This is a genomic window from Agrobacterium sp. (assembly GCF_059499945.1).
Genome location: NZ_JCABZP010000015.1, coordinates 380,662 through 404,715, shown reverse-complemented (window position 1 = coordinate 404,715; position 24,054 = coordinate 380,662). Strand labels below are relative to the sequence as shown.

20 protein-coding genes are annotated in these 24,054 nt (G+C 58.2%); 13 read left to right on the top strand and 7 right to left on the bottom strand.

Going from position 1 to position 24,054, the window contains the following annotated elements:
* Nucleotides 1-234 precede the first annotated feature (234 nt).
* Together hutC and AC5I5B_RS19375 are read right to left on the bottom strand one after the other, a co-directional pair.
* Entirely contained in the window at nt 235-957 is a 723-nt protein-coding gene (hutC, locus tag AC5I5B_RS19380) for a histidine utilization transcriptional repressor HutC (RefSeq protein ID WP_162690449.1), read from the bottom strand.
* 54 nt (nt 958-1,011) lie between these two features.
* Nucleotides 1,012-2,358 (bottom strand): formimidoylglutamate deiminase, encoded by a 1,347-nt coding sequence (locus tag AC5I5B_RS19375; RefSeq protein WP_111834796.1) that lies wholly within the window; start codon nt 2,356-2,358, stop codon nt 1,012-1,014.
* Between the two features lie 114 nt (nt 2,359-2,472).
* Here AC5I5B_RS19375 and hutI point away from each other — a divergent pair, with 114 nt between their 5' ends.
* The 5 genes from hutI to AC5I5B_RS19350 all read left to right on the top strand — a co-directional run bounded on the left by hutI (nt 2,473) and on the right by AC5I5B_RS19350 (nt 8,391).
* The gene (hutI, locus tag AC5I5B_RS19370; RefSeq protein WP_111834795.1) at nt 2,473-3,732 is read left to right on the top strand and encodes an imidazolonepropionase; all 1,260 of its coding nucleotides are present in this window, start codon (nt 2,473-2,475) and stop codon (nt 3,730-3,732) included.
* On the top strand, nt 3,729-5,273 hold the full coding sequence (gene hutH / locus AC5I5B_RS19365) for a histidine ammonia-lyase (RefSeq protein ID WP_003505803.1): 1,545 nt from the start codon (nt 3,729-3,731) through the stop codon (nt 5,271-5,273). The genes hutI and hutH overlap by 4 nt, the downstream gene beginning before the upstream one ends.
* A gap of 1 nt (nt 5,274) precedes the next feature.
* Nucleotides 5,275-6,075, top strand: a complete 801-nt coding sequence (hutG, locus tag AC5I5B_RS19360) for an N-formylglutamate deformylase (RefSeq protein ID WP_003505805.1) — start codon at nt 5,275-5,277, stop codon at nt 6,073-6,075.
* An 11-nt stretch (nt 6,076-6,086) separates the two neighbouring features.
* Nucleotides 6,087-7,760, top strand: coding sequence for a urocanate hydratase (gene hutU, locus AC5I5B_RS19355; protein WP_003505808.1), 1,674 nt, complete (start codon nt 6,087-6,089; stop codon nt 7,758-7,760).
* Between the two features lie 61 nt (nt 7,761-7,821).
* The gene (locus tag AC5I5B_RS19350; RefSeq protein WP_003505810.1) at nt 7,822-8,391 is read left to right on the top strand and encodes a HutD/Ves family protein; all 570 of its coding nucleotides are present in this window, start codon (nt 7,822-7,824) and stop codon (nt 8,389-8,391) included.
* A gap of 58 nt (nt 8,392-8,449) precedes the next feature.
* On the opposite strand, the gene AC5I5B_RS19345 is transcribed toward AC5I5B_RS19350, so the two are convergent.
* From AC5I5B_RS19345 to AC5I5B_RS19330, 4 genes are all read right to left on the bottom strand, one after another.
* Complete coding sequence (locus AC5I5B_RS19345) at nt 8,450-9,928, bottom strand: M81 family metallopeptidase (RefSeq protein WP_003505812.1); 1,479 nt, start codon at nt 9,926-9,928, stop codon at nt 8,450-8,452.
* A 71-nt stretch (nt 9,929-9,999) separates the two neighbouring features.
* On the bottom strand, nt 10,000-11,088 hold the full coding sequence (locus AC5I5B_RS19340) for a D-TA family PLP-dependent enzyme (RefSeq protein ID WP_003505813.1): 1,089 nt from the start codon (nt 11,086-11,088) through the stop codon (nt 10,000-10,002).
* Nucleotides 11,089-11,119: 31 nt separating this feature from the next.
* The gene (locus tag AC5I5B_RS19335) at nt 11,120-11,515 is read right to left on the bottom strand and encodes a RidA family protein (protein WP_003505815.1); all 396 of its coding nucleotides are present in this window, start codon (nt 11,513-11,515) and stop codon (nt 11,120-11,122) included.
* A gap of 385 nt (nt 11,516-11,900) precedes the next feature.
* A complete protein-coding gene (locus AC5I5B_RS19330) occupies nt 11,901-13,286 on the bottom strand; it encodes an FAD/NAD(P)-binding protein (protein WP_035212939.1) in 1,386 nt (461 codons plus the stop codon).
* Between the two features lie 434 nt (nt 13,287-13,720).
* On the opposite strand from AC5I5B_RS19330, the gene repA reads away from it, so the two are divergent.
* The 6 genes from repA (at nt 13,721) to AC5I5B_RS19300 (ending at nt 19,681) form a co-directional block, all read left to right on the top strand.
* Complete coding sequence (gene repA, locus AC5I5B_RS19325; RefSeq protein ID WP_026363408.1) at nt 13,721-14,935, top strand: plasmid partitioning protein RepA; 1,215 nt, start codon at nt 13,721-13,723, stop codon at nt 14,933-14,935.
* Nucleotides 14,932-15,945 (top strand): plasmid partitioning protein RepB, encoded by a 1,014-nt coding sequence (gene repB / locus AC5I5B_RS19320; RefSeq protein WP_003505821.1) that lies wholly within the window; start codon nt 14,932-14,934, stop codon nt 15,943-15,945. Before repA ends, repB begins: the two co-directional genes overlap by 4 nt.
* Before the next feature lie 185 nt (nt 15,946-16,130).
* On the top strand, nt 16,131-17,408 hold the full coding sequence (gene repC / locus AC5I5B_RS19315; RefSeq protein ID WP_112295344.1) for a plasmid replication protein RepC: 1,278 nt from the start codon (nt 16,131-16,133) through the stop codon (nt 17,406-17,408).
* Nucleotides 17,409-17,865: 457 nt separating this feature from the next.
* Nucleotides 17,866-18,078: a hypothetical protein gene (locus AC5I5B_RS19310; RefSeq protein WP_003505824.1), complete on the top strand. Its 213-nt coding sequence runs from the start codon at nt 17,866-17,868 to the stop codon at nt 18,076-18,078.
* A 65-nt stretch (nt 18,079-18,143) separates the two neighbouring features.
* Nucleotides 18,144-18,428 (top strand): hypothetical protein, encoded by a 285-nt coding sequence (locus AC5I5B_RS19305; protein WP_107676730.1) that lies wholly within the window; start codon nt 18,144-18,146, stop codon nt 18,426-18,428.
* Between the two features lie 53 nt (nt 18,429-18,481).
* Complete coding sequence (locus AC5I5B_RS19300) at nt 18,482-19,681, top strand: low temperature requirement protein A (RefSeq protein ID WP_129565468.1); 1,200 nt, start codon at nt 18,482-18,484, stop codon at nt 19,679-19,681.
* 7 nt (nt 19,682-19,688) lie between these two features.
* Here the strand turns inward: AC5I5B_RS19300 and AC5I5B_RS19295 are convergent, their stop codons facing one another.
* Nucleotides 19,689-21,158 (bottom strand): glycosyl transferase family protein, encoded by a 1,470-nt coding sequence (locus tag AC5I5B_RS19295; protein WP_495752781.1) that lies wholly within the window; start codon nt 21,156-21,158, stop codon nt 19,689-19,691.
* Nucleotides 21,159-21,305: 147 nt separating this feature from the next.
* Here AC5I5B_RS19295 and AC5I5B_RS19290 point away from each other — a divergent pair, with 147 nt between their 5' ends.
* Entirely contained in the window at nt 21,306-23,414 is a 2,109-nt protein-coding gene (locus tag AC5I5B_RS19290; RefSeq protein WP_035212943.1) for a TonB-dependent receptor plug domain-containing protein, read from the top strand.
* Between the two features lie 156 nt (nt 23,415-23,570).
* On the top strand, nt 23,571-24,026 hold the full coding sequence (soxR, locus tag AC5I5B_RS19285; RefSeq protein WP_003505833.1) for a redox-sensitive transcriptional activator SoxR: 456 nt from the start codon (nt 23,571-23,573) through the stop codon (nt 24,024-24,026).
* The last annotated feature ends 28 nt before the right edge of the window (nt 24,027-24,054 follow it).

The following is a 24,054-nucleotide window of genomic DNA, read 5'->3' as shown; positions in this document are numbered from 1 at the left end:
CGCCCTCGTTCAGTGAGCGGACTTATAAATCCACCCCACCAAACAAGTCAACACAGCAATATCAAAAAAATCAAGAAATGTGACAGATCCCTGATTTTAAAAGGGAATTTGATATTAATCGTACAGATTAACGGATTTTAACGACTTTCGCCGTGCAAACGATAAGTGGGGTTAGCCTTCCCCTATATAGGGTTTCCATTTCGCAATTAAAGGACGCGAGAAACCTTGCGGATATCAGTCGGAAGACGGGCTGAAACGGGCGACCAGGGCATGGGCATTGCCAGGATAGGTGAAGCGCACATAGGTCACGGCACCGGAATTGCTCCAGGTACGACGCTCGACCACAAGACAGGCCTGCCTGTCGGAGATGCCGAGCAGGCGCGCGATCTCCTTCGACGGCGCCTCGGCGCTGATCCGATGTTCGGCAGTGCTCCACGGAACATGGCCAAGCAGCCAGGGGCCTGGCGCAATTTCGGTAAAATCGGTTTCAGCCGCTTCCGGCACGGCCGTCAGACTGATGAGACGCTGCTCGACACAAAATTCGCGCGCACCGGCGAAATGGATGCAGAGAATCTCGAGCAACGATGTGCCGACGGAAACGTCGAGCCGCTCACGATCCCCGCTTTTGGCGCTGCGCCCTTCGCGCTCCAGGATCTTGAAGCCATATTCGAGGCCAAGGGATTCGACTTCCGCCCCGATGTCATGAATTTGCAGAACGGCAGACTGGATCTGAGGCTGGCGAACGAAACTGCCGGATTTCTTGCGGCGTTCGATCAAGCCGGCCTTGGCGAGTTGGCCCATGACCTTGTTCACCGTCATGCGCGAACAGTGATACTGATCGGCGAGGTCTACCTCGAAAGGCAGCCGGTGGCCCGGCGGCCATTCTCCCGAAACGATCCGGCCCTCGATGTCGCTGAGGATACGCTGGTGCAGGGTTTGCCCGGCCGATGCTTTCATCACGTCCGCAATGCCTTTCCCCACTGGCTTTTTCCCGTTTCTGCCGAGCCCATATCAGCTATCGAGAAGTTCGGCCATGACCTTGTTGAAACGATCGGATATTTCACGACGGTGGATATGCCGGCCGGCTTGCACGCGCTTTTTGCCGCGCACCCAAACGGAATCGACGCCAACACCACCCGCAAATATCCACTGATCGAGAATCTGGGATATCGGAAGATAAGAAACGGCGGAAACATCAAGAGCGACAAAATCCGCACTTTTCCCGCTTTCCAGACCATTTGGCGACGCCAGAGCCCTGCCGCCGCCTTCGAGCGCCTGCCGGAAGAGTTTTTCTCCCGTGGAATGGCCAGCATCGGCGATGACATTACGCGCCCGACGCGAGAGGCGTTGTGAATATTCGAGGGTTCGCAATTCTTCCGGCACGGAAATCAGGATGTTGGAATCGGATCCGACACCGTAATGGCCGTTTTCGCCAAAGAAAGCCGGAGCCGGGAAGATACCGTCGCCGAGATTGGCCTCGGTGATCGGGCAGAGACCGGCCACGGCACCGCTTTTCGCCATATGCCGCGTTTCGGTTTCCGTCATATGTGTCGCATGGATAAGGCACCAGCGACCATCGATCGGCGCGTTTTCAAGCAGCCATTCCACCGGTCTCGCACCGGAAAAGGCGAGTGAATCCTCCACTTCCTTCGTTTGTTCCGCCACATGAATATGGATCGGCCCACCCTTTGCCAGCGGCTCGATGGCTGCCAGCTCGTCGCCGGTTACGGCACGCAGGCTGTGTGGCGCAATGCCGAGGACCGCACCCGGCAATTTGTCTGCCACCGCCTGTGCACCCTGCATCAGCTTTCCATAACTGTCGAGCGAATGGATGAAGCGTTTCTGCCCATCGATCGGAGCCTGGCCGCCGAAACCGGAATGAGCGTAAAAGACCGGCAGCAAGGTGAGACCGATGCCCGTCTGCGACGCGGCCGCGCCGATGCGTTCGGCCATTTCGGCGATATTGCCGTAATGCGAACCGTCCCTGTCATTATGCAGATAGTGAAATTCGCCGACCCTTCCGAAACCGGCCTCCAGCATTTCCATATAGAGCTGGGCGGCAACGGCCTCGACATGGTCAGGCGTCATGGAGAGCGCGAATTTATACATGACGGTGCGCCAGCTCCAGAAACTGTCATCACCCGGGCCGCGGATTTCGGCAAGCCCCGCCATGGCCCGCTGAAAGGCATGGCTGTGGAGATTGGGCATAGCTGGAACGATGACGGCGTGACGCTCATCCTGCGGCTGCGGGGAAACGCCGGTTTCGACGGATGAAACAATGCCGTCATCGCAGATGATGCGAACATCCTTCGCCCATCCGCCCGCCAGAAGCGCTGCGCCCGCGTGAATTGCCGTCATGCCACCCTCTCCTTTGGTTCTGTCCGGCAAGGCCATTTCAAACACGAAATTGCAGCTTGCCAAGCCGATTATTATGTATATACATTTAACTCACAAAGGAAAGGCGAAAAGCAAATGCCAGGGAACAAATCTGCAAACGGAACGGCGACGGGGAACGCCACGGCTTTGTGGCGCAACGCCCGGCTGGCAACCTTCAACCCCGACGTGGATGGCATCGGCGCCGTCGAAAACGCCGTGATTGCCGTGCGTAACGGCCGCATCGCCTTTGCCGGTCCCGAAAGCGATCTGCCTGCCGATCTGGCGACAGCCGATGACACCACCGATTGCGGCGGCCGCTGGATCACCCCTGCCCTGATCGACTGCCACACCCATCTTGTCTTCGGCGGCAATCGCGCCATGGAATTCGAGATGCGGTTGAACGGTGCGACCTATGAGGAGATCGCCAAAGCGGGCGGCGGCATCGTTTCTTCGGTGCGCGATACGCGCGCGCTTTCGGAAGAGGTTCTGCTGGCGCAGGCGCTTCCGCGTCTCGACACCCTTCTTTCCGAAGGCGTTTCCACGGTCGAAATCAAATCCGGTTACGGTCTCGACATCGAAACCGAACTGAAGATGCTGCGCGTTGCGCGCAGGCTTGAGACATTACGGCCGGTGCGCATCGTCACCAGCTATCTCGCCGCGCACGCGACACCTGCAGACTATAAGGGCCGCAACACCGATTATATTGGCGACGTTGTTCTGCCGGGGCTGGAAAAGGCGCATGCGGAAGGACTGGCGGATGCGGTTGACGGCTTCTGCGAAGGCATCGCCTTTTCCGTCGCGGAGATCGACCGGGTTTTCAAGGCCGCTAAACAGCTCGGACTTCCTGTCAAGCTGCATGCGGAGCAGCTTTCCAACCTTGGCGGTTCCGAGCTTGCCGCATCCTATAATGCGCTGTCGGCCGATCACCTGGAATATCTTGATGAGGCCGGTGCGAAGGCACTGGCGAAAGCAGGAACCGTGGCCGTGCTTCTTCCCGGCGCCTTTTATGCGCTGCGCGAAAAGCAGCTGCCACCGGTACAGGCACTGCGCGATGCCGGAGCCGACATTGCGCTCGCAACGGACTGCAACCCCGGCACTTCGCCGCTCACCTCCCTGCTGCTGACCATGAATATGGGCGCCACGCTTTTCCGCATGACCGTGGAAGAGTGTCTGACGGCGACGACACGCAATGCGGCAAAGGCGCTCGGCCTGCTTGCGGAAACCGGCACGCTGGAGGCCGGAAAATCGGCTGATTTCGCCATTTGGGACATCGAGCGCCCGGCCGAGCTTGTCTATCGCATCGGTTTTAATCCGCTCCATGCCCGTATTTTCAAGGGACAGAAGGTTTCCCCATGACCATAAAAGCCATCACCCTTCATCCAGGCGCCGTGACGCTTGCCGAGCTTTCCACCATATACTGGGAAAACGGTACGGCAAAGCTCGACCGCAGCTTCGATGCCGGCATTGAAAAGGCAGCAGCCCGCATCGCGGAGATTGCTGCCGGCAATGCGCCGGTCTACGGCATCAATACCGGTTTCGGCAAACTTGCCTCCATCAAGATCGACGCGGCCGATGTGGCGACGCTGCAGCGCAATCTCATCCTGTCGCATTGCTGCGGGGTCGGCGCGCCGCTTCCTGAAAATATCGTACGGCTGATCATGGCGCTGAAGCTGGTTTCGCTCGGCCGCGGCGCATCCGGCGTACGGCTGGAACTGGTGCGGCTGATCGAAGCCATGCTTGAGAAGGGTGTCATTCCCGTCATTCCCGAAAAGGGTTCGGTCGGCGCTTCCGGCGATCTCGCGCCGCTGGCCCATATGGCCGCCGTGATGATGGGCGAAGGCGAGGCCTTTTATGAGGGAGCGCTTCTGCCCGCCGGCCAAGCGCTTGCGAAAGCCGGATTGACCCCGGTGGTTCTGGCAGCCAAGGAAGGGCTTGCACTGATCAACGGCACGCAGACCTCGACGGCGCTGGCGCTCGCCGGTCTTTTCCGCGCCCATCGCGCAGCACAGGCGGCGCTTATCACCGGCGCGCTTTCCACCGATGCCGCCATGGGGTCGTCTGCACCTTTCCATCCCGATATTCATAGCCTGCGCGGCCATAAGGGCCAGATCGACGCGGGAGCGGCGCTTCGTAATCTGCTGGATGGTTCGGAAATCCGCGTTAGCCACATCGAGGGCGACGAGCGGGTGCAGGACCCCTATTGCATCCGTTGCCAGCCGCAGGTGGATGGCGCCTGCCTCGATCTTCTGCGGCAGGTGGCCCGCACACTGGAAATCGAAGCCAACGCCGTAACCGACAATCCGCTGGTGCTTTCAGACAATTCCGTCGTCTCCGGCGGCAATTTCCACGCCGAACCGGTTGCATTTGCCGCCGATCAGACGGCGCTTGCCATTTGCGAAATCGGCGCGATCGCCCAGCGTCGTGTGGCGCTTCTGGTTGATCCGGCCCTTTCCTATGGGCTGCCGGCCTTTCTTTCCAAGAAGCCGGGGCTGAATTCTGGCCTGATGATCGCCGAAGTCACCTCCGCCGCGCTGATGAGTGAGAACAAGCAGATGGCGCATCCGGCCTCGGTCGATTCGACGCCGACCTCCGCCAATCAGGAAGACCATGTGTCCATGGCCTGCCACGGTGCACGACGTCTGCTGCCGATGACGGACAATCTCTTCGCCATCCTTGGCATCGAGGCGCTTTCGGCCATTCAGGGTGTAGAGTTGCGCGGGCCGCTGAAAACCAGCCCCGAATTGCAAAAGGTGATTGCCGCGCTGCGCGCCACGATCCCGTCGCTGGAAGAAGACCGTTATATGGCGCCGGACCTGAAGGCGGCGGCAGAGCTGATCGCTTCCGGCGCTCTGGTCTCGGCAATTTCGGGCGGCATTCTGCCGAAGCTGGAGGTTTGAGATGCGTGTCTTTGACATCAAGGAAGGTTCTTCGCCGATCATTCTCGGGCTACCCCACACCGGCACGGATGTGCCGGCGGATATCTGGCAACGCCTGAACGAAAACGGCAAATTGCTGGCCGATACCGACTGGCATATTCACGAGCTCTATGCGGATCTGATCCCAGAAGCGACGACGGTGCGTGCCACCTTTCATCGGTACGTGATCGACGCCAACCGCGACCCCGCCGGGGTCAGCCTTTATCCGGGCCAGAACACAACAGGGCTTGTTCCGGAGACCGATTTCGACGGCAAGCCGATCTGGAATGAAGGGCAGGAGCCCACTCAGGACGACATCGCATACCGTCTGGAAACCTTTCACGCGCCCTATCACGCAGCGCTTGCGGCGGAAATCGAACGGGTCAAATCCATTCATGGCATCGCCATTCTCTATGATTGCCATTCGATCCGTTCGCATATTCCCTTCCTGTTCGAAGGCAAGCTGCCGGATTTCAACATCGGCACGGATATGGGCGCAACTTGCGACCCCGCGATCGAAAAAATCGCTGTCGAAGCGACCGTCGCTGCAGAGGGTTACGACAGCATCCTGAACGGTCGCTTCAAAGGCGGCTGGACGACGCGCCATTACGGAAAACCGCAGAGCAGCGTGCACTCCATCCAGATGGAGCTGGCGCAGTCCACCCATCTTCAAAGCGAGACGCCGCCTTTCGCCTATGACGCGGGCAAGGCCGACCGGCTTCGCTCCCATCTCAAAACCATTCTCACGCGCATGGAAAAATTTGCGCTCGACACGAAACGATAAGGGGAAAACACATGAACAATCCACGCCATAATATTCGCGATGTCCGCGCGCCGCAGGGCACTGAACTCAATGCCAAGAGCTGGATGACGGAAGCCCCGCTGCGCATGCTGATGAACAATCTCGATCCCGATGTCGCCGAGCGCCCGCATGAGCTGGTGGTTTATGGCGGTATCGGCCGCGCCGCCCGCACCTGGGACGATTTCGACCGCATCGTCGCGACGCTGAAAGATCTGAACGAGGATGAAACCCTCATCGTCCAGTCCGGCAAGCCGGTCGGTGTATTCCGCACCCACAAGGATGCGCCGCGCGTCCTGATCGCCAACTCCAACCTCGTGCCACACTGGGCGAACTGGGATCACTTCAACGAGCTGGATAAGAAGGGTCTTGCCATGTACGGCCAGATGACGGCCGGTTCGTGGATCTACATCGGTACGCAGGGCATCGTGCAGGGCACCTATGAAACCTTCATCGAGGCCGGCCGCCAGCATTATGACGGCAACCTGAAGGGCAAGTGGATCCTGACCGGCGGTCTCGGCGGCATGGGCGGCGCACAGCCGCTGGCCGCCGTCATGGCCGGCGCCTGCTGCCTTGCCGTCGAATGTGATGAAACCCGCGTCGATTTCCGCCTGCGTACCCGTTATGTCGATGCGAAGGCGCATACACTCGATGAGGCGCTGGCGCTGATCGACCAATGGACCAAGGCGGGCGAGGCGAAATCCGTCGGCCTGATCGGCAATGCGGCGGAAATCTTCCCGGAACTCGTCCGTCGCGGCGTTCGTCCCGATATCGTCACCGACCAGACCTCGGCGCATGATCCCGTCCATGGTTATCTTCCGGCCGGATGGACCGTTGCCGAATGGCGTGCCAAGCAGGAAAGCGACCCGAAGGCCGTTGCCGCCGCAGCGCGCGCCTCGATGAAGGTGCATGTGCAGGCCATGGTCGATTTCTGGAACGCCGGCGTTCCGACGCTTGATTACGGCAACAATATCCGCCAGGTCGCCAAGGATGAGGGGCTGGAGAACGCCTTTGCCTTCCCGGGCTTCGTGCCGGCCTATATCCGCCCGCTGTTTTGCCGTGGCATCGGCCCGTTCCGCTGGGCGGCCCTGTCAGGTGATCCGGAAGACATCTACAAGACCGACGCCAAGGTGAAGGAACTGCTGCCTGACAACAAGCATCTGCACAATTGGCTCGACATGGCGCGCGAGCGCATCGCATTCCAGGGCCTGCCGGCACGTATTTGCTGGGTCGGCCTTGGCGACCGCCATCGTCTTGGGCTTGCCTTCAATGAAATGGTCAAGAACGGCGAGCTGAAAGCACCTGTTGTCATCGGCCGTGACCATCTCGACAGCGGCTCCGTCGCCTCGCCCAACCGCGAGACCGAAGCCATGAAGGACGGCTCGGACGCCGTTTCGGACTGGCCGCTCCTCAATGCGCTGCTCAACACGGCATCCGGCGCGACCTGGGTTTCGCTGCATCACGGCGGCGGCGTCGGCATGGGCTTCTCGCAGCATTCCGGCATGGTCATCTGCGCCGATGGCACCGACGATGCGGCTCGCCGGCTGGAGCGCGTGCTCTGGAACGACCCGGCAACCGGCGTGATGCGCCATGCCGATGCCGGTTACGACATCGCCGTGGAATGCGCCAAGGAACAGGGCCTGCGCCTGCCCGGCATCCTCGGCAATTGATCCTGCCACGGCCGGAAATGGAGAACACCGTTTCCGGCCGATCTTTCAAAAGTGGACAACAATGACCCTGCTGCGCGCAAGCGACTACAAGCGAATGCCCTGGAAAAACGGCGGCGGCGAGACCGTGGAAATCGCCATCTTTCCGCCAGGCTCTTCCGTCGATGATTTCGACTGGCGTATCAGCATGGCGACGGTCGCAAGCGACGGGCCGTTTTCGATCTTTCCCGGAATAGACCGCACCCTGTCCATTCTTGAGGGAAACGGCATGGCGCTGGCAATTGCGGCCGCCGATCCACTGATGCTGACCGTGGAAAGCCAGCCCCTGCCCTTTCCGGCCGATGTTCCCGTCAATGCGATCTTATCCGACGGCGCGATCACCGATCTGAACGTCATGACCCGCCGTTCGACCTTTCGCCATGTCGTCAGGAGGCACTCCGGGCCGTTTTCGGGAAAAACAGGCGGCAACACGACACTTATCCTGGCACTCGATCCGCTGACGGTTTCCACCGGTGACGGCAAGGAGCAGCTGGGGAAGCTGGATGGTCTGCTGATCGAAGGCGGCTTACCGTTCACAGTCGAAGCAGGTCAAAACGAAAGCGCGTTTTTCCTGATCACGCTTGAGCGCCTCTGAAGCCTTTCCAGAAAAAGGCTTCAGAGTTCCGTCCCGATAATGCTCGAACGGCTGCCGCTCAATCCAGGCCCAGCGGATCAGCCACCCGTGGCCAAAGCTCGAGGCTCGCCTTGCGATAGGGCGTTTTTGCCGGATCGGTCGGATAGGACGTCGGGGCCGCTATATAAACGATCTCGGAGGCGACGGGCGCAAACCCCGCATGAAAATGGTTGGTCGACTTGACCAGCAGCACGTCTTTTTTCGCGAAATCGATGCCGAGATTGGAAAAGATATCCGGCTCATAAGTCTGCGTCCGGCTGGTGATGAGGATGATATCGATCTCCGTGCCGAGCGGCCGCACGACAGCGGCGCGGCCGAGTGTTACGCGGCTGTTGCGGAAACTCTGCCAGCCGGCCTCGGCCGTGCGCATCACCTTTATACGGAAATCGAGCGGTTCGCCGCCTTGCGGGCTGGATTTGCCGCCGATGCGCAGGTCAATCTCGGCACCCTCCCCCGCCGCGTGACAGAAAGACACGGCGATCGGGTCCCAGATCGTCGCGACAGCGAAATTGTCCATGCCGCGGTCCACCATGCGCCGCAGAATATGGGTGGCATCACCGGCGACACCGCCACCCGGATTGTCCCAGATGTCCGATACCACGACCGGCTTCTCCTGATTGCCACTGCGAATGGCGAGAACCCGATCGAGACCCGTTTCTGTATCCAGCATCGGCATGGCGGTCAGCTTGCGCATGGCATAGAGCTCGCGGCCGAGCTTTTCAGCCAGCGCCTCACCCTTCGCCCTGTTATTATCGGTGACGACAACGATGCGCGTTCCCATATCCGGTACGTCGCCGGCCATGAAACCATGAATGACCGAAATCGACAGGATGCCGTCCCTGCCCTCCATTGCCTTCAGCCGGTCAACATAAGAACGCATCGGCTCGCGGCTGGTGGGATAAATAGTGATCATGCGACAATCGAAAGTCGAGATGACCGGATTGATCTCTCCCCGAAGCGTGCGCAGCGCCATCTGCACTACATGTTCGCCGCGCTCTTCGAAATCCGTGTGCGGAAACTCCAGAAACGTCGCCATGATGTCGAGATTTTTGACCCGGAGCGCCGTCAGGTGGCTGTGGGGATCGAATTCCGCTGCGATCAGCACTTCCGGTCCAACCATCGCGCGGATGCGGGAGAGGAAATCGCCTTCCGGATCGTCATAACCCTGCGCCACCATGGCTCCATGCAGGCCAAAGACCACGGCATCGACGGGCATGGCGGCGGCGAGTTCGGCAAGAATCGTGTCCCGCAGCGTTTCATAAGTCTGGCGCTGGATAAGTCCCGCCGGTTCCGCCCAGCAGGAGGTTCCCTCAATCACCGTGAACCCTTCCGCCTTGCCGCGACGACGCAGGATCGGCACGGGCGACGAGCAGAGCGTCGGCGTTTCGGGATGCTCGCCCGGCCCGGCATAAAAAGCCGCACGAAAAGCGTCCATATCCGTCGGCACGGGGGAAAACGTGTTGGTTTCAGTGGCGAGCGACGCCGTGAAGATGCGCATATTTCCAGATTCTCGTTGCCGGTATCTGCATTTTCGCAGCTTCCGATTCCAATTTAATTAGCCGGGTAACTTTACCAGACGGTACCGCGCGCTGTGACCTTCTCAACGCGTGTTACGACACCGTTTCGATGGAAAACCATCCTGTCGAAAAGATTGCTGACGACGCAGGTGTGGTTCGGCACGACCTTTACCACATCACCGATTTCAGGCCGCCCGGAGGCGCAGCCGGACAGATCAACGACGGCGTGTTCTTCCGAAAGCGAGACGATTTTTGCGCCCTCATAACCTTCGATCAGCCCATAATCGCTGAAACCCAGGAGATCCGAGGTCAAGGCCTTGGATCCGCTGTCCAGCACCGCCCGATCGGCCGTAGGCCTCGAAACGACGGTGGCGAGAACATGCATGGCGAGATCGCCGGTCGTGCAATGTCCCGCGCGCAGCATGGCGCGATCATTATAGACATAGGTGCCTGCCCGATGTTCGGTCGCGGAAGGAACGAGATGGGCGGAATAAAAATCGGGCGAACCGCCGCTGGAACGGACCGGGCAGTCAATGCCCCTTGCCGCAAGCAACGCCATGGTTTTGCGAAGGAAGTTTTCCACCGTCTCGGCCCCATCAGGTGCCGGATAGGTCAAAATGCCCTTGAATCTGAGGCCCGGGGCCGCAACAATCTTTTCCGCAAGCGCCAATGCCGCTTCCGGCGTCTGCACGCCGCAGCGCTTGCCGCCCGTATCGCATTCGACAAGCACGGCAAGCGGCATTACTGCCTCGAATGTATCGGCAAGACCGGCAATCGTGACCGCGCTATCGGCAACCACGCTCAGCCCGCCGATGCGCGCATTCAACGCCTTCAGCTGCGAAAGCTTTGCTGCACCGAGAATATTGTAGGTGATCAGGATGTCATCGAAACCGGCATCCGCGAAAACTTCCGCCTCACTGACTTTCTGGCAATTAATGCCGATCGCACCAGCCTGCAGCTGCTGTTTTGCGATAGCCGGTATCTTGTGCGTCTTGATATGCGGCCGGAAAGCCTTACCGTGTTCATCCAGATAGGATTGCGCCCTGAGGATATTGGCACTGAGCCTATCCTCGTCAATGACGGGCATTGGCGTTGAAATCGCATTGAGGGGTGTGCCCACATCAGGCCAGGGATAGGTCATCATTTACTCTCAAAAATAGGCAAATTGGGCTTCAAGCCAGCGGCTTATAAGCGATAACGTCCATTTCCACCTTGGCATCGACCATCAGCGGTGATTGCACGGTCGAGCGCGCGGGTGGATGATCGATGAAATATTTCTGGAAAACGGCGTTGAAGCTCGAAAAATCCCGCGCATCATCCAGCCAGACATTGATCTTGACCACATCGGCAAGCGTACAATCCGCCAGCGCCAGAACATCCCTGATATTCGCGACCACCTGCTCGGTCTGCGCCACGATGCCGCCGGTCACGACCTCGCCATCAACAGTCGGCACCTGCCCCGAAACATAAACGAAATCACCGGCGCGAACGGCCTTGGCAAATGGCCGACGCTGTCCGCCGGCCTGACTGTCCGCGGTCTCGTATCTTACCAGTTTCTGTTTCTGCATTGGTCCTCGCAAATTATTTTCATAATTTCAGAAATTTACGGGGTTTATAGCCTCTTTTATGACGAACTTCCATAAGCTATGTAAATTATTTAGCAATCGCGGACATTACCCCGCAAAGACGGTCTCGGTCTTTTACCCCAGTTGATTGCGGGAATGCGCGCTTTGAAGGCAAAAAGCGGTACTTCACCAAAGAACGTTCGTTGCTATCGTGCGGAAAGCCCACGCGACATTCATCAGCCGCCTCGAATCCGCGAATTCGGCCTCCAATAAATAGTCAGCACATTCATTCAAAGAAAAAGTTTGCCGCGGCTAACATCAAAATCAAGAGGCGCCGAGAATGTCTGTTATGACGGCACCTCTCGCTATGGTCGATTCTTCGGCCGGATCAGCCCTGTGCAGCAACCCGATCATTCGCGGTCACTCTCCGCGTAATCTCCCGCGCGATCTTCTGTGCCTGCACACGAATATCCGGAACAGCGGTTATCTCCCAGAACCGGCCTGCCGTCAGCGCACCCGCGGCGAAAAGACCGGGCCAGCTTCGTCCGTCCGTCCGCAGCAAATGGGAGTGGTCGTCAACCTCGACCCCGAGCCCGAAAGGGTCCAGTGAAATAACACCCTCGCCGCACATGGCTTCAAGAAGCCGCGAATGACCGATGCCGGCCCGCTCCATGCCCGTGCAATTGACGACCCAATCGACCTGAAGTTCCCTCACCACTTGTGTATGTCTGCGGCGGTAGCGCACGGCAATCCCCTCCTCCCCTTCGTCTATGGACCGGAGGTAACCCGCATGAATTTCCAGAATGCCGTCCGAGAGCAACTTCTCGAAAGCACCAGAGACCTCAGGCGCGATGCGGTGCCGATGGATATTCCACCAAGGCAAGGCATGCCGAAGAAACCGGCTGCGCTGCGCAGGTGTAAGGCGTTGCCACAGCAATTGTGTTTTCGGCCGCAAACCATCCATAACGGTGCGCCACGGTGCGCCATCGCTGACCTGTTTGCGTAAAGACTGCAGCAATAGGCTGATCTCCGTCGAGCCATCAGGCAGCTCAGGCTCCGTGGGGGGAGCAGGCGGGCTGACATGCGGATGCGGCACCAGGCCGCGTCGGGAGAGAACATGGATCGGGCCTTGATGCCCTTTTCCCCGCAGGGTCAGAACCTGATCGATCATCGTCAGACCCGAACCCAGAATACAGATGCGATCTCCGGCCTTGACTTTGGACAGCCATCCCGGCTGCCAGCAGTGACCGATGATACGTTGTGGCCCCTCTTCTTCCCTCGCGACAGTTTGCACCGGCAAACTCGCCGCGCCGACACCGAGACACAAAACGACATTCTGCGCGCGCAGCTGCTCGCCATTCTCCAGAGCGAAAGAAAATCCACCCTTGCCATCCGGGCGACAGGCCGAAGCCTTGGCCCGAACGAAATCCACCCGCGCCCGTTGCTCCCTGCTTCTAAGCAAACCCGCCAGCCTGTCGCGAAGATAAAGACCATAGTCTCCACGCGAGGCGAACAGCAGAGGATCCTCCGCTATCCCATTTTCCGCCAACCAGTCGACAAAATCACCGGGGCGGTCAGGGAAGACACTCATTCGCCCGGCTGGCACATTCAGCCGATGATAGGGAAGTTCGGTACGATAGGCGGTGCCGCGCCCGAAATCCGATTCATCGCCCACGATAGCGATCGAGGCTTCCGCCGGCAGGGACGATAAAAGATGAGCGGCAGTACAAATGGCCGAGAAACCCGACCCGACGAGAGCGACATCATAGGACATTCATTCCTCCAACCTGCGACAGCTTGAACAGCCAGACGACGGGCGTCGAACCCAACGATACTCTAGTCAATGAGTAGAGATTAAACATCCGCGAATGTCCACCCTTCACTTTTTGCCGCGGGATGATCGGATGTGCAGTGGGTCAAAACCAAAAAGTTAGCCGCGGCAAACTTCTGCGCGGGCATGCATTCCTTGTGTGAAAAGACGCGATCCGCGCCCGTCTGTCTGATCGTCAGGGCGAAGTTAGCCGCGGCTAACCGTCAAACTGTCACAAAAAACAAAAGTGATTCTTCCACAATGCCTTAGCGCCACTTTCGCACCTGAGAAAAAAGCCTATTGCGCCAAAAAGAGAATCGGCGCTTATATCTCAGTTGCGGAAAAAACCGCCTTTTTCGAAAAAAACCGCTACTGCAATTTCGAGCGAAAGAAGACCGATGACACAGAGTGCCGATTTAAGACGTGCCGCAGGAGCACCCGACCTGACGAGTCTTATACAACAGCATTCGGCTGCGTTGTCAGCCCAATTGCAGGCTCATAATGCAAATACATTTTCACCACACACCGAAAAGAGCATGCGCCATTTCTCACCGGCAGAAACCGCGCGGCTGATCGGTATCGGCGAGGCCTATCTTCGTCAGATCGCCGCCGAACGCCCGGAGCTCGATGCGGCCCAAGCCTCCGGCCGCCGTTCCTATTCGGTTGAGGATATGGACGAGATCAGAAAATTCCTTGATCAGGGCGCGCGCGGCACCCGCCGTTATCTGCCACACCGCCGTGATGGCGAAGAGTTGCAGGTCATCGCCGTCATGAACTTCAAGGGCGGTTCTGGAAAAACCACGACATCTGCACATCTGGCGCAATATCTGGCGCTGCGCGGTTACCGGGTGCTCGCCATCGATCTCGATCCGCAGGCCAGCCTGTCGGCGCTCTTCGGTCATCAGCCGGAGATTGATGTCGGTCCGAATGAAACGCTTTATGGCGCCATCCGTTACGATGACGAACGCAGGCCGATCGCTGAAATCGTTCGCGGCACCTATATTCCTAATCTCCATATCGTTCCGGGCAATCTGGAACTCATGGAATTCGAACATGACACGCCCCGCGCTCTGATGCGCCGCGCGCCCGGCGATACACTGTTTTTCGCCCGCATTGGCCAAGCAATTGCCCAGGCGCAGAACTTCTATGATGTCGTGGTCATCGATTGCCCGCCGCAGCTTGGTTATCTGACGCTTTCGGCGCTGACCGCCGCCACATCCGTCCTCGTCACCGTTCATCCGCAAATGCTGGATGTGATGTCGATGAACCAGTTCCTTGCCATGACCGGCGACCTTCTCGCCGAAATCGGCAGGGCGGGCGCACGTTCCGACTATAACTGGATGCGTTATCTGATCACCCGTTTTGAACCGAGCGACGGACCGCAGAACCAGATGGTCGCCTTCCTGCGCTCGATTTTCGGTGAAAACGTCCTCATCCACCCGATGCTGAAGAGCACGGCCGTCTCGGATGCCGGACTGACCAACCAGACACTTTTCGAAGTGGAAAGAACCCAGTTCACCCGGTCCACCTATGACCGTGCGCTGGAAGCCATGAACAACGTAAACGCTGAAATCGAAGGACTGATTAAAAAAGCGTGGGGTAGGGCAGCATGAGCAGAAAACAGATATTCGCCAATCTTGGTACTCCGGCCGCCGACAGCAATGAGACCGCATCCGAGCGGTCGCGTCCGCGTATCAGGCCCATCCTTGGCTCTCCGGAACTCGTGACCGATGTTCTGAATTCCCCGGTGGGAATGATCGGCCAGTCGCTCAGCGAGGTATCGGAACGCGCCAAGCGTGCGGAAGAAATCGAAAGGCAGCTCGCAGAAGGTCTCACGATCGTTTCGCTCAATCCTGCCGATATAGATCCCTCTTTCATACCTGATCGCATGCCAGCCTCCGAAGAGGCGGATGCAGGTCTGGTTGAAGCCATTCGTGAACAGGGCCAGCAGGTTCCCATTCTGGTGCGCCCGCATCCCGAGTTCCCCGGCCGTTATCAGGTCGCCTTTGGTCATCGTCGCCTGCGTGCAGTCTCCAGCCTCGGTATTCCGGTCAAGGCGGTCGTACGTGATCTCAGCGATGAGCAGCTCGTCGTTGCCCAGGGACAGGAAAACAACGAACGTCGCGATCTCACCTATATCGAAAAGGCACGCTTTGCCCAGAAACTGCAGATACGGTTTCCGCGAGATACGATCATGGCCGCCATGTCGCTGCACAAGGGCGATCTCTCCAACATGCTGTCGGTTGTCGGCCGCATTCCGGAGGATCTGGTCGATCTTATTGGCCCCGCCCCAACTGTCGGCCGTCGTAACTGGATGGACCTTGCCGATCAGCTTTCCTCTTCTCAGGTCAAGGAAGCGGCCCGTGCCTATGTGAGGGATGCCTCGGTTGCTGCCCTGCCATCGGAAGACCGTTTCAAGTCGCTTCTGGATTTTCTGAAGCCCAAGGCGCAGGCAAAAAAAACCGGTGTCTGGTCATCCGAAACCGGCGGCCGGCTGGCAAAGGTCGTCGAAAGCGACCGCAAGCTGGATATCTCTATCGACAAGAACGAAGCACCGGAATTTGCCGAGTTCGTTCTGGAACATCTTCAAACGCTGTTTGCCGAATACCGGTCCAAGCAGTGAATTTTAACTCGAACGACTAACAGGAGACGCATCACAAAAGAAAAAAGCCCCCGAACGTTGCCGCGCGGAAGCCTTTCTTTGATTTAAGCACCCGAAGAATCTCATTTCCGCGAATCATAGTCAAGAGTCTTGGCATCGAATTTTTCGGTGAGCGATTTTCTTTTGCCTTGTGAAAGGTGAAAGACATGGACAGCACATGTGTAACGACGCCCTTTGGGCGGCGAGCGATGTCGTTTGGCGTCCTCGCGACCCAGTTTGCCGCGCAGAAAAACAAGAAGATCGAAGCGGTCGATAAATGGAAACTCTATCGTTCGGTCTGTGAAGCCCGGCCTTTGGTTGGCGTGACCGATCGCTCGCTTGCGGTCCTGAACGCGCTTCTGAGTTTTTATCCCAAGAACGAACTTTCCAGCGAAGCCGGTTTGGTCGTCTTCCCGTCGAATGCGCAATTGTCACTCCGTGCCCATGGCATGGCCGAACAGACATTGCGCCGGCATCTTTCGGCTCTTGTCGAAGCCGGCCTCATCATTCGCAAGGACAGCCCGAACGGAAAACGATACGCCCGCAAACACCGGGGAGGGGAAATCAGCGAGGCTTACGGTTTTTCGCTGGCACCGCTTCTTGCCCGCAAAGCGGAAATTGAGGAACTCGCCGAACGCATCGTCAGCGAGCGACTCGATCTTCAGCGGCTTCGTGAAAGTATCAGCCTTTGCCGCCGCGATATCCAGAAACTCTGCGACATGATTGCTGCGAGCGGTCAGGTCGAAGCCTTCGAAGGGTTTCAGACACGTTACAACGCCATTGCCCGCTCTCTCGGTCGCAATTCCAAGCCCGCGGAACTCAAAGAAATCGGCGGTTTTTTGGCCTCTTTGCGTGCTGAAGTAACCAACTATCTGGAAAATATTGAAAAATCGGAAAATTTGGGCGGCAATGACTGCCAAAATGAGCGCCTCATAAAGAATTCAGAATCCGAATCCATATCTAAACGGCAGGATTTGCACGAACCGGTAACCACTGCACCTGCCAGCACGGTAAGCGCCCAGCCGGCATATGCGGCACCCATCAGTGCAAAACCTTCACCGCCATCGCCAAAGCCTGTTCTTCATAAGCAATTTTTTGTTCCTGATATTGTTTTGGTTTTGAAGGCTTGCCCTGACATCGCGCTCTATGCCCCAGGCGGAGCGGTTACAGGCTGGCGCGATCTGGAAGTGGCGACATCGGTGATCAAAACCATGTTCAACATCAGCCAGTCCGCCTATCAGGATGCGCTTGCCACATTTGGCCGACAGGGAACCGCAGCCATTCTCGCCTGCCTTCTGCAGAAAGCAGACCAGATAAGTTCGCTTGGCGGGTATCTGCGCAATCTGACCCGTAAGGCGCAGGAAGGCGGCTTCGACCTGCAGACAATGCTTCTGGCGCAGTTGAGAGGGCGTAAGGACACTATGGAGGCCAGCATGCCCTGCTGAGTTAACGGAGCGTGGAAAACGGTCTCTGCTTGCGGAAAAAGCAGACCGAAGTTACATTGACGCCGTTTCCGCAAGAAAAAGAGATTCGCATGAGGCTGCTGATATCAACAGTGCAGCCAAGGGGTTTCTATGGTTAATGCAGGGTAATGAAAACTAAGTCCGAATTAGCTTTCGTTTGCGTTTTTCCGTGATTGCTTTCAAACGCTTGAGTCGGGCATACTTTTCGTCGGAAAAGCGCTGGCAAGGGCAGAACAGTGCAATCTGTATACACCGATCACCTGTCAAAGTGGGCGTGTAGCACCGGATAAAAGGCATGTCCGGCCGCTGTAAAACCCGGGATGAGTTCCACGGGAACGCACATTTGAAAGACGACGGGCCTCGGGTGGAGGCGGGCGATGTTGAACTTTCGGCAAGGTCCCGCGTTTGCGCTTCATTGCTTAAACGGATGGCTGAGCCGATGAATTTTCCGGATGATATGGAACTCTCCGTCGCTCTCTATATGGCGGACAACGCTTTGCCCCGGGACAGGGCCATTGAAAAGCTTCTGAGGGCGGAGCTCGAAAACGCCGGCCATCTTCCCGGCGGTCAAGGTAGGCCGCCCGAAATCATCGATGGGCAACCGAGCGCGGACTATGTCCAATATAGCTCCTACCTCGATGAGGACATCTGAAAGGGGCGGAACCAAAGCGGGCGAGGGCGGTTTATGGCGCAAACAATTGTGCCAGGATGCGTCCCATGTTTCCAAGATCATTTTTTCTCGCAGCCGCGCTCGCCACTATGACGGGCTTGCCGGTATTTGCCCAACCTATCGAGGTCAGCACGCTCGAGGTTTCCAGGGCAGATAGCACCCCACTTCCGCCAAAGGTCTTGGTCCCGAACTACATCACCGACGTGTCGGGAAAAAAGGTTCGTCTGGTCGGGCCGCGTTTTTATCCCGACAGTGCGCGGGCGCTGGAGTTTCCCGGTCAAAAATTGAACCCGGTCGAAGCGGGCAGCGAAGAGATTTTTTCCCAACGGTGAGAGGCCATTGGTGAGCGGACGTATCGCGACGACCAACATCTGACGGGGGTGGCATGAGAGCCAAGGGCGAGACTTATTCACGCAAGGCGGATGGGGAACGCTGGATAAGGCAGGAGGGGCAGGATGCCGGAAAGGCCAGTTTCCCCGAATTGTTCTTCGATCTGGTCTTCGTTTTCGCGCTGATCCAGCTCTCCCACGCCCTCGCCAAAGATTTTGGGCCGACGGCAGCGCTTGAAGCGGGCATCCTGATATTATCGCTTTGGTGGTTATGGATACATACCACCTGGATCACAAACCTGTTGAACACGGAAAAGGAACCGGTCAGGATTTTGCTGTTTGTCCTGATGTTCGGTGGCGTTTTGCTCGCCATCGCGCTGCCGGAGGCTTTTGCGGAACAGGGCCTTGTCTTCGCCCTGATCTACAGCGCGATGCAGGTGGGGCGAAGCCTCTTTGCGCTGTATGCTTTCAAGGATGAAGACCGGCAGTCTTTTCTGGTCTTTGTGCGCGTGACGATCTGGCTCGCGGTATCAAGCCTGTTCTGGCTGGCCGGTGGACTGGTCGATCTGGCGGATCGCATTCTTCTGTGGGGCATCGCGCTTGCAATCGAATATGCCGGTCCCGCCTGCCGTTATGTCGTGCCGGGCGTGGCCTCAAGCGACGAGGACCGGCTGCATCTTTCCGGCGAGCATCTGGCGGAGCGATGTGCGCTTTTCGTCATCATCTGCCTTGGGGAAACGATCCTCACCACGGGGCGCACGGCCACGGAATATATGAATTCGGGTCTGACATTCATCGTCTTCTGCTCGGCTTTCGTCAGCACCGTGGCGATGTGGTGGATCTATTTTCATCACGGGCAGGAGGAGGCCTCGAGAAAAGCCGAGAACGCCGAAGAAAAAGCGAAGATTGCCCATAATCTTTTTAACTACGGGCATTTGCCCATTGTAGCCGGCATTATCCTGACGGCGGTAGGTGAGGATTTCAGCCTCTCCCACGCGCGCGAAGGCGCGACCATGCGGGAGGCGATCGCCATTCTCGGCGGTCCCGTCCTGTTTCTGGCCGGCAATATCGGCGTCAAGATTGCCGCCGCCTATCAGCGGCCGGTTTCGCATCTTGCCGGCGTGGTGGCGCTCTGCCTGCTTTTGCCGGCGCCGGGTATTCCGCTTTTTGTGCTGCAACTGGCAAGCACGGGAATTCTCCTGCTCGTCGCCCTCTGGGAATATCTGGCGCTGAAAAAAGCAGGCACCAATGCCTGACGACTAATCACGCATTGGCCAGATTACGCGCCCTGTCGTTCCAGAGCCGAAGGCTGCGCGCATAGGCTTCCTCAAAGGGCAGAGTCATATCATTGACCAGCATCAGCGCGATGGCGGCGGTGGAAATGATGATGGTTTCGGCTCTTTCGTCCCTCGCCGCCCCCGTCCAGACCGCCCGCCAATATTCGAAAGTGGTGAACATGGTCGGCATTTCGGCGGGCGGCGCCTCGCGGGCGGGAATGAGGAATTCCACATCCCTGCCCTTTGCAAGGCCAAAAATCCGGGTGGTGCGAAAAGGGGTAAATTGCGCAAAATCCCGCGTATTGCCGAGAATGGCGAGGTTTTCCACCGAAAGCAGCCGCGCCGTGTCCCGGTGAAGTTCCTGATAGGATGGCCGGGCCACGCCGATGATAGTGCTTCGGGCGCGAAGCGGGTTGAGAAGATGGACGACCGTGTTGAGCGGCAGTCGCATCTCCAGAATGCCATGCAGGCCGAGCAGGCTCTGAAATTGCAGGGACAGGCCACCGATCGGCAGATAGGCGATACGTTCTGAGGATGTGGCTTCGGCCGCCTGTGAAAGCGAATGGCAAAGGGGAATGCCGCAGGCCTGTGCGGCAAGTTCAAGCTTGCCGCCGTTTTCGCCCTGACCCACATGGCCGTGCAAGAGAACGCTGTATCCCGCCATGGAAACCAGGCGGGCTGAATGCAGGAACCATGGCGCATCGCGATGTTTCGGCGACATGTAGGCCGGCCAGTCAAGATCCGCCGCCGCCGGCTGCTGCCGATCTCTTTCGATATGTTGCCACATGGCCTCGATGAAGCCGGCAAGTTCGGCCGCGGTCACGCCGCGATAATGCATGGTGGCGAGCAGTGCGCCGATCTGTATGGGATCGGCATCGCCCTCGAGAATGATCGACAGCGCATCCATTGCCTCGTCTTGGGCGAGCGGACGGCTGTTGCCGATGCCCATTGCCGAGGTCGCGATATATTTGGCAAGCCGGTGCTGCGGATCGGCATTGTGCCCGATGCGGGCGAGACGGTCGGCAATATTTTCCGGTGTCGGCTGGCCTTCCAGAAGAACGCTGGGGCGAAGGGAAAGCGGCGGCGCCTTCATCAATACCGGCTGTTCCCAACCGCTTTTATCGAGGGCGGCCGGCGCCTCCGGTCTGTCCTGCGAATAGTCGATCAGGTTTTCGGCCTCCGCCGCCAGCGATCGAATGCGCAGCCGCATATTCTCCGCAAAGGGGGTAGGGCGCAGGCCCTGGCCAGTACGCAAAAAAAGCTGGTCTCCGTATCTTTCCCGGAGCTGTTGCAGAATGCGGCTCATCGAAGATGTCGGCAGTCCCATGCCCGCCGCAGCCCGGCTTACACTGCCTTCCCGCAACAACGCATCAAAAGCGACAAGTAATTTCAGCTGTCCGAGCCTGTCGGGTTTTGTCGTGGAGGCTGGTTCTTCTTTTCTCTTGCCGGTTGTCATCTTGCGATTTTTTTACTCCGCCGCTTATTCGGGGAGCCCTTTTTGCAATTTCTGGAATTTAGAACTGTTCGAAAACAAACGCGTTGCGCCCGCATCCCCTCCTAAATAAGTGGGGTTAAATTCTCAAGTTAAATGCGGGGGCGTAACATGGAATTGAAGTACCGCGGTCAGAACAGGGCTGCGACAATAATAAAGACCGGTGTTTCTGCAGCAATGGCTGGCACGGCTTTGGGCCTTGCTCTGCCGGCATTTGCGCAGCAGGCGTCCGAGGGAACCACGGTTCTTCAGCAGATTGTGGTCACCGCATCCGGCTTCGAGCAGAATGTGAAAGACGCTCCGGCCAGCATCACAGTTGTCACGCGGGAAGATCTGGAAAAGGGCTCCTACCGCGATCTGACCGATGCCCTGCGCGAAGTTCAAGGCGTGTCCGTCACCGGCATTGCCAATGAAAAGGATATTTTCATTCGCGGATTGCCCGGCGCCTACACGCTGGTTCTGGTTGACGGCAAGCGGCAGAGCACACGCGATGCCCGCACCAACGGCAATTCCGGCTTCGAACAGAGTTTCGTGCCGCCGGTATCGGCGATCGAACGCATCGAGGTAGTGCGTGGGCCGATGTCCTCGCTTTATGGTTCGGATGCCATGGGCGGCGTCATCAACATCATCACCCGCAAGGTCGGCGATGTCTGGTCCGGCTCGGTCACGACCGAAGGCACGGTTCAGCAACATTCCAAATTCGGCAATAGCGGTCAGGTCTCCTGGTATGCCAACGGACCGATCCTGAAGGACCAGCTCGGCCTGCAGGTCTGGGGCAGGGGCTTCACGCGCGGCGAAGACGGTATTCTGAACGGCACCACGGGCGCCAGGGAATATGATTTCAACGGTCGCCTGACATTCACGCCGAATGAAGATCATGACATCTATCTCGAAGGCGGCAAGACGCGGCTGCGTCGCGACGCCGAACCCGGCGAGACGCTGGCAGCGACGGATGCCAACGGCACCTACAACACCAATACGCGTGACCATTGGTCCCTGTCGCATACCGGCCGCTGGGGGCCGACCACATCCGAATTCTCGTTCCAGCAGGAATGGGCGGAGCGCACCAACTTCACCAGAAATATCCGCACGGGCCGCGTGACCGAAAACCCGCGCTCGCCGGAAGTGCGCAATACCGTTCTCGACGGCAAGTTCACCACGCCCTTCGAATTGTTCGGCAACCACATGCTGGTCACAGGCGGACAATATTTCGAGGCGCGGCTGACGGACCAGAACCCGGGACGCCGCACCGGTCGCGACGAGACATTTTCGGCGACGCAATGGGCGCTCTTCCTCGAGGATGAATGGCGCATTGTCGATAATTTCGCGCTGACGGGCGGTCTTCGTCTCGATAATCACGAGAAGTATGGCAATCACTTCAGCCCGCGCCTTTATGGCGTCTGGAGTGCGACCGAAGAGCTGACCATCAAGGGCGGCATTTCCACCGGTTTCCGCGCCCCGGAAATCCGCCAGATCGCGCCGGGTTACGCCTATACGACGGGTGGCGGCGGCTGCAGCTATGGCCCAAGCGGCACCTGCGGCGTGATCATCGGTGATCCCAACCTCGAAGCGGAAAAGAGTACGAGCTACGAAGTCGCCGCCCTCTGGGACAATGGCGACGTCGCTCTCGGCGCTACCTATTTCTATACCGATTTCAAGGACAAGATCTCCAACGCGCTGGTGCTCAATCCGGATGGAACACCGGCCCGCTGGAGCGAAGACCGCAACTATCGTCTCTGGTATAACTACAACATCGACGATGCGGTCATTCAGGGTGTGGAACTGACGGCGACCTGGTATGCGACGCCAGAACTGACGCTGCGCGGCAACTATACCTATACGCATTCCGAACAGAAAACCGGTGACTACGAAGGTTTCCCGCTGGCGCGGACACCTGAGCATATGGCCAATCTGCGCGGCGACTGGGTGACCCCAATCAATGGTCTGGAAGCCTGGGCCTCGCTGAACTACCACGGATCGGAAATCAACGCCGGCCCACGCATCGGCACGAATGGCACGCCGGTGACGATCAATGGCAAGGCCGGTCGCAAATATGACGCCTACACCACGCTGGATATCGGGGCGAAATATGCGGTCGCCGAAAATGTCGACCTCAATGCCGCCATCTACAATGTCTTCGACAAGGATGTCGGCACCGACGATTTTAACACTGTCATGGAAGGCCGTCGTTTCTGGATCAGCATGACAGCGAAGTTCTGATCTGGACACAGTCACGAAATTCAGAGGCGCCTTCGGGCGCCTCTTTTTTTGACCATTCTTCTATTGACCTCAACTATGGTTGAGGAATTATACCGGCTGCTCTTCAGTGTGTTTCCGCGTTTTCCGAGCGGAAATCGTCCGGAAGCAGGAGCCAGAATGGAAAATACCATATTTAAACACAGCCTGACGGTCGGGGAGGTTGCCCGTCGCAGCGGTATTGCCGTCTCCACAATCCATTTTTACGAGGCGAAAGGATTGATCGAGGGCTGGCGCACCGCCGGTAATCAACGTCGTTATCATCGCGCCGTTCTGAGGCGCATCGCCATCATCCGCATCGCGCAGCGGGCCGGTATACAGCTCAGCATCATCAGGGATGCGATGGCCGATCTGCCGCAAGACAGGGTAGCGACGACGGCCGATTGGCGCAGGTTTTCCCAATCCTGGCGGGAAATGCTCCAGCTTCGCATCAACAACCTGATCATGCTGCGCGATCAGCTTACCGGCTGTATCGGTTGCGGGTGCCTTTCGCTGGATGATTGTCCGTTACGCAATCCGAATGATGTTCTGGCCGATGACGGCGCGGGTCCGCGCCGTCTCGTATCCGCAGAGTGAGCAGAATTTCCGGACCGGGGCGGTTATT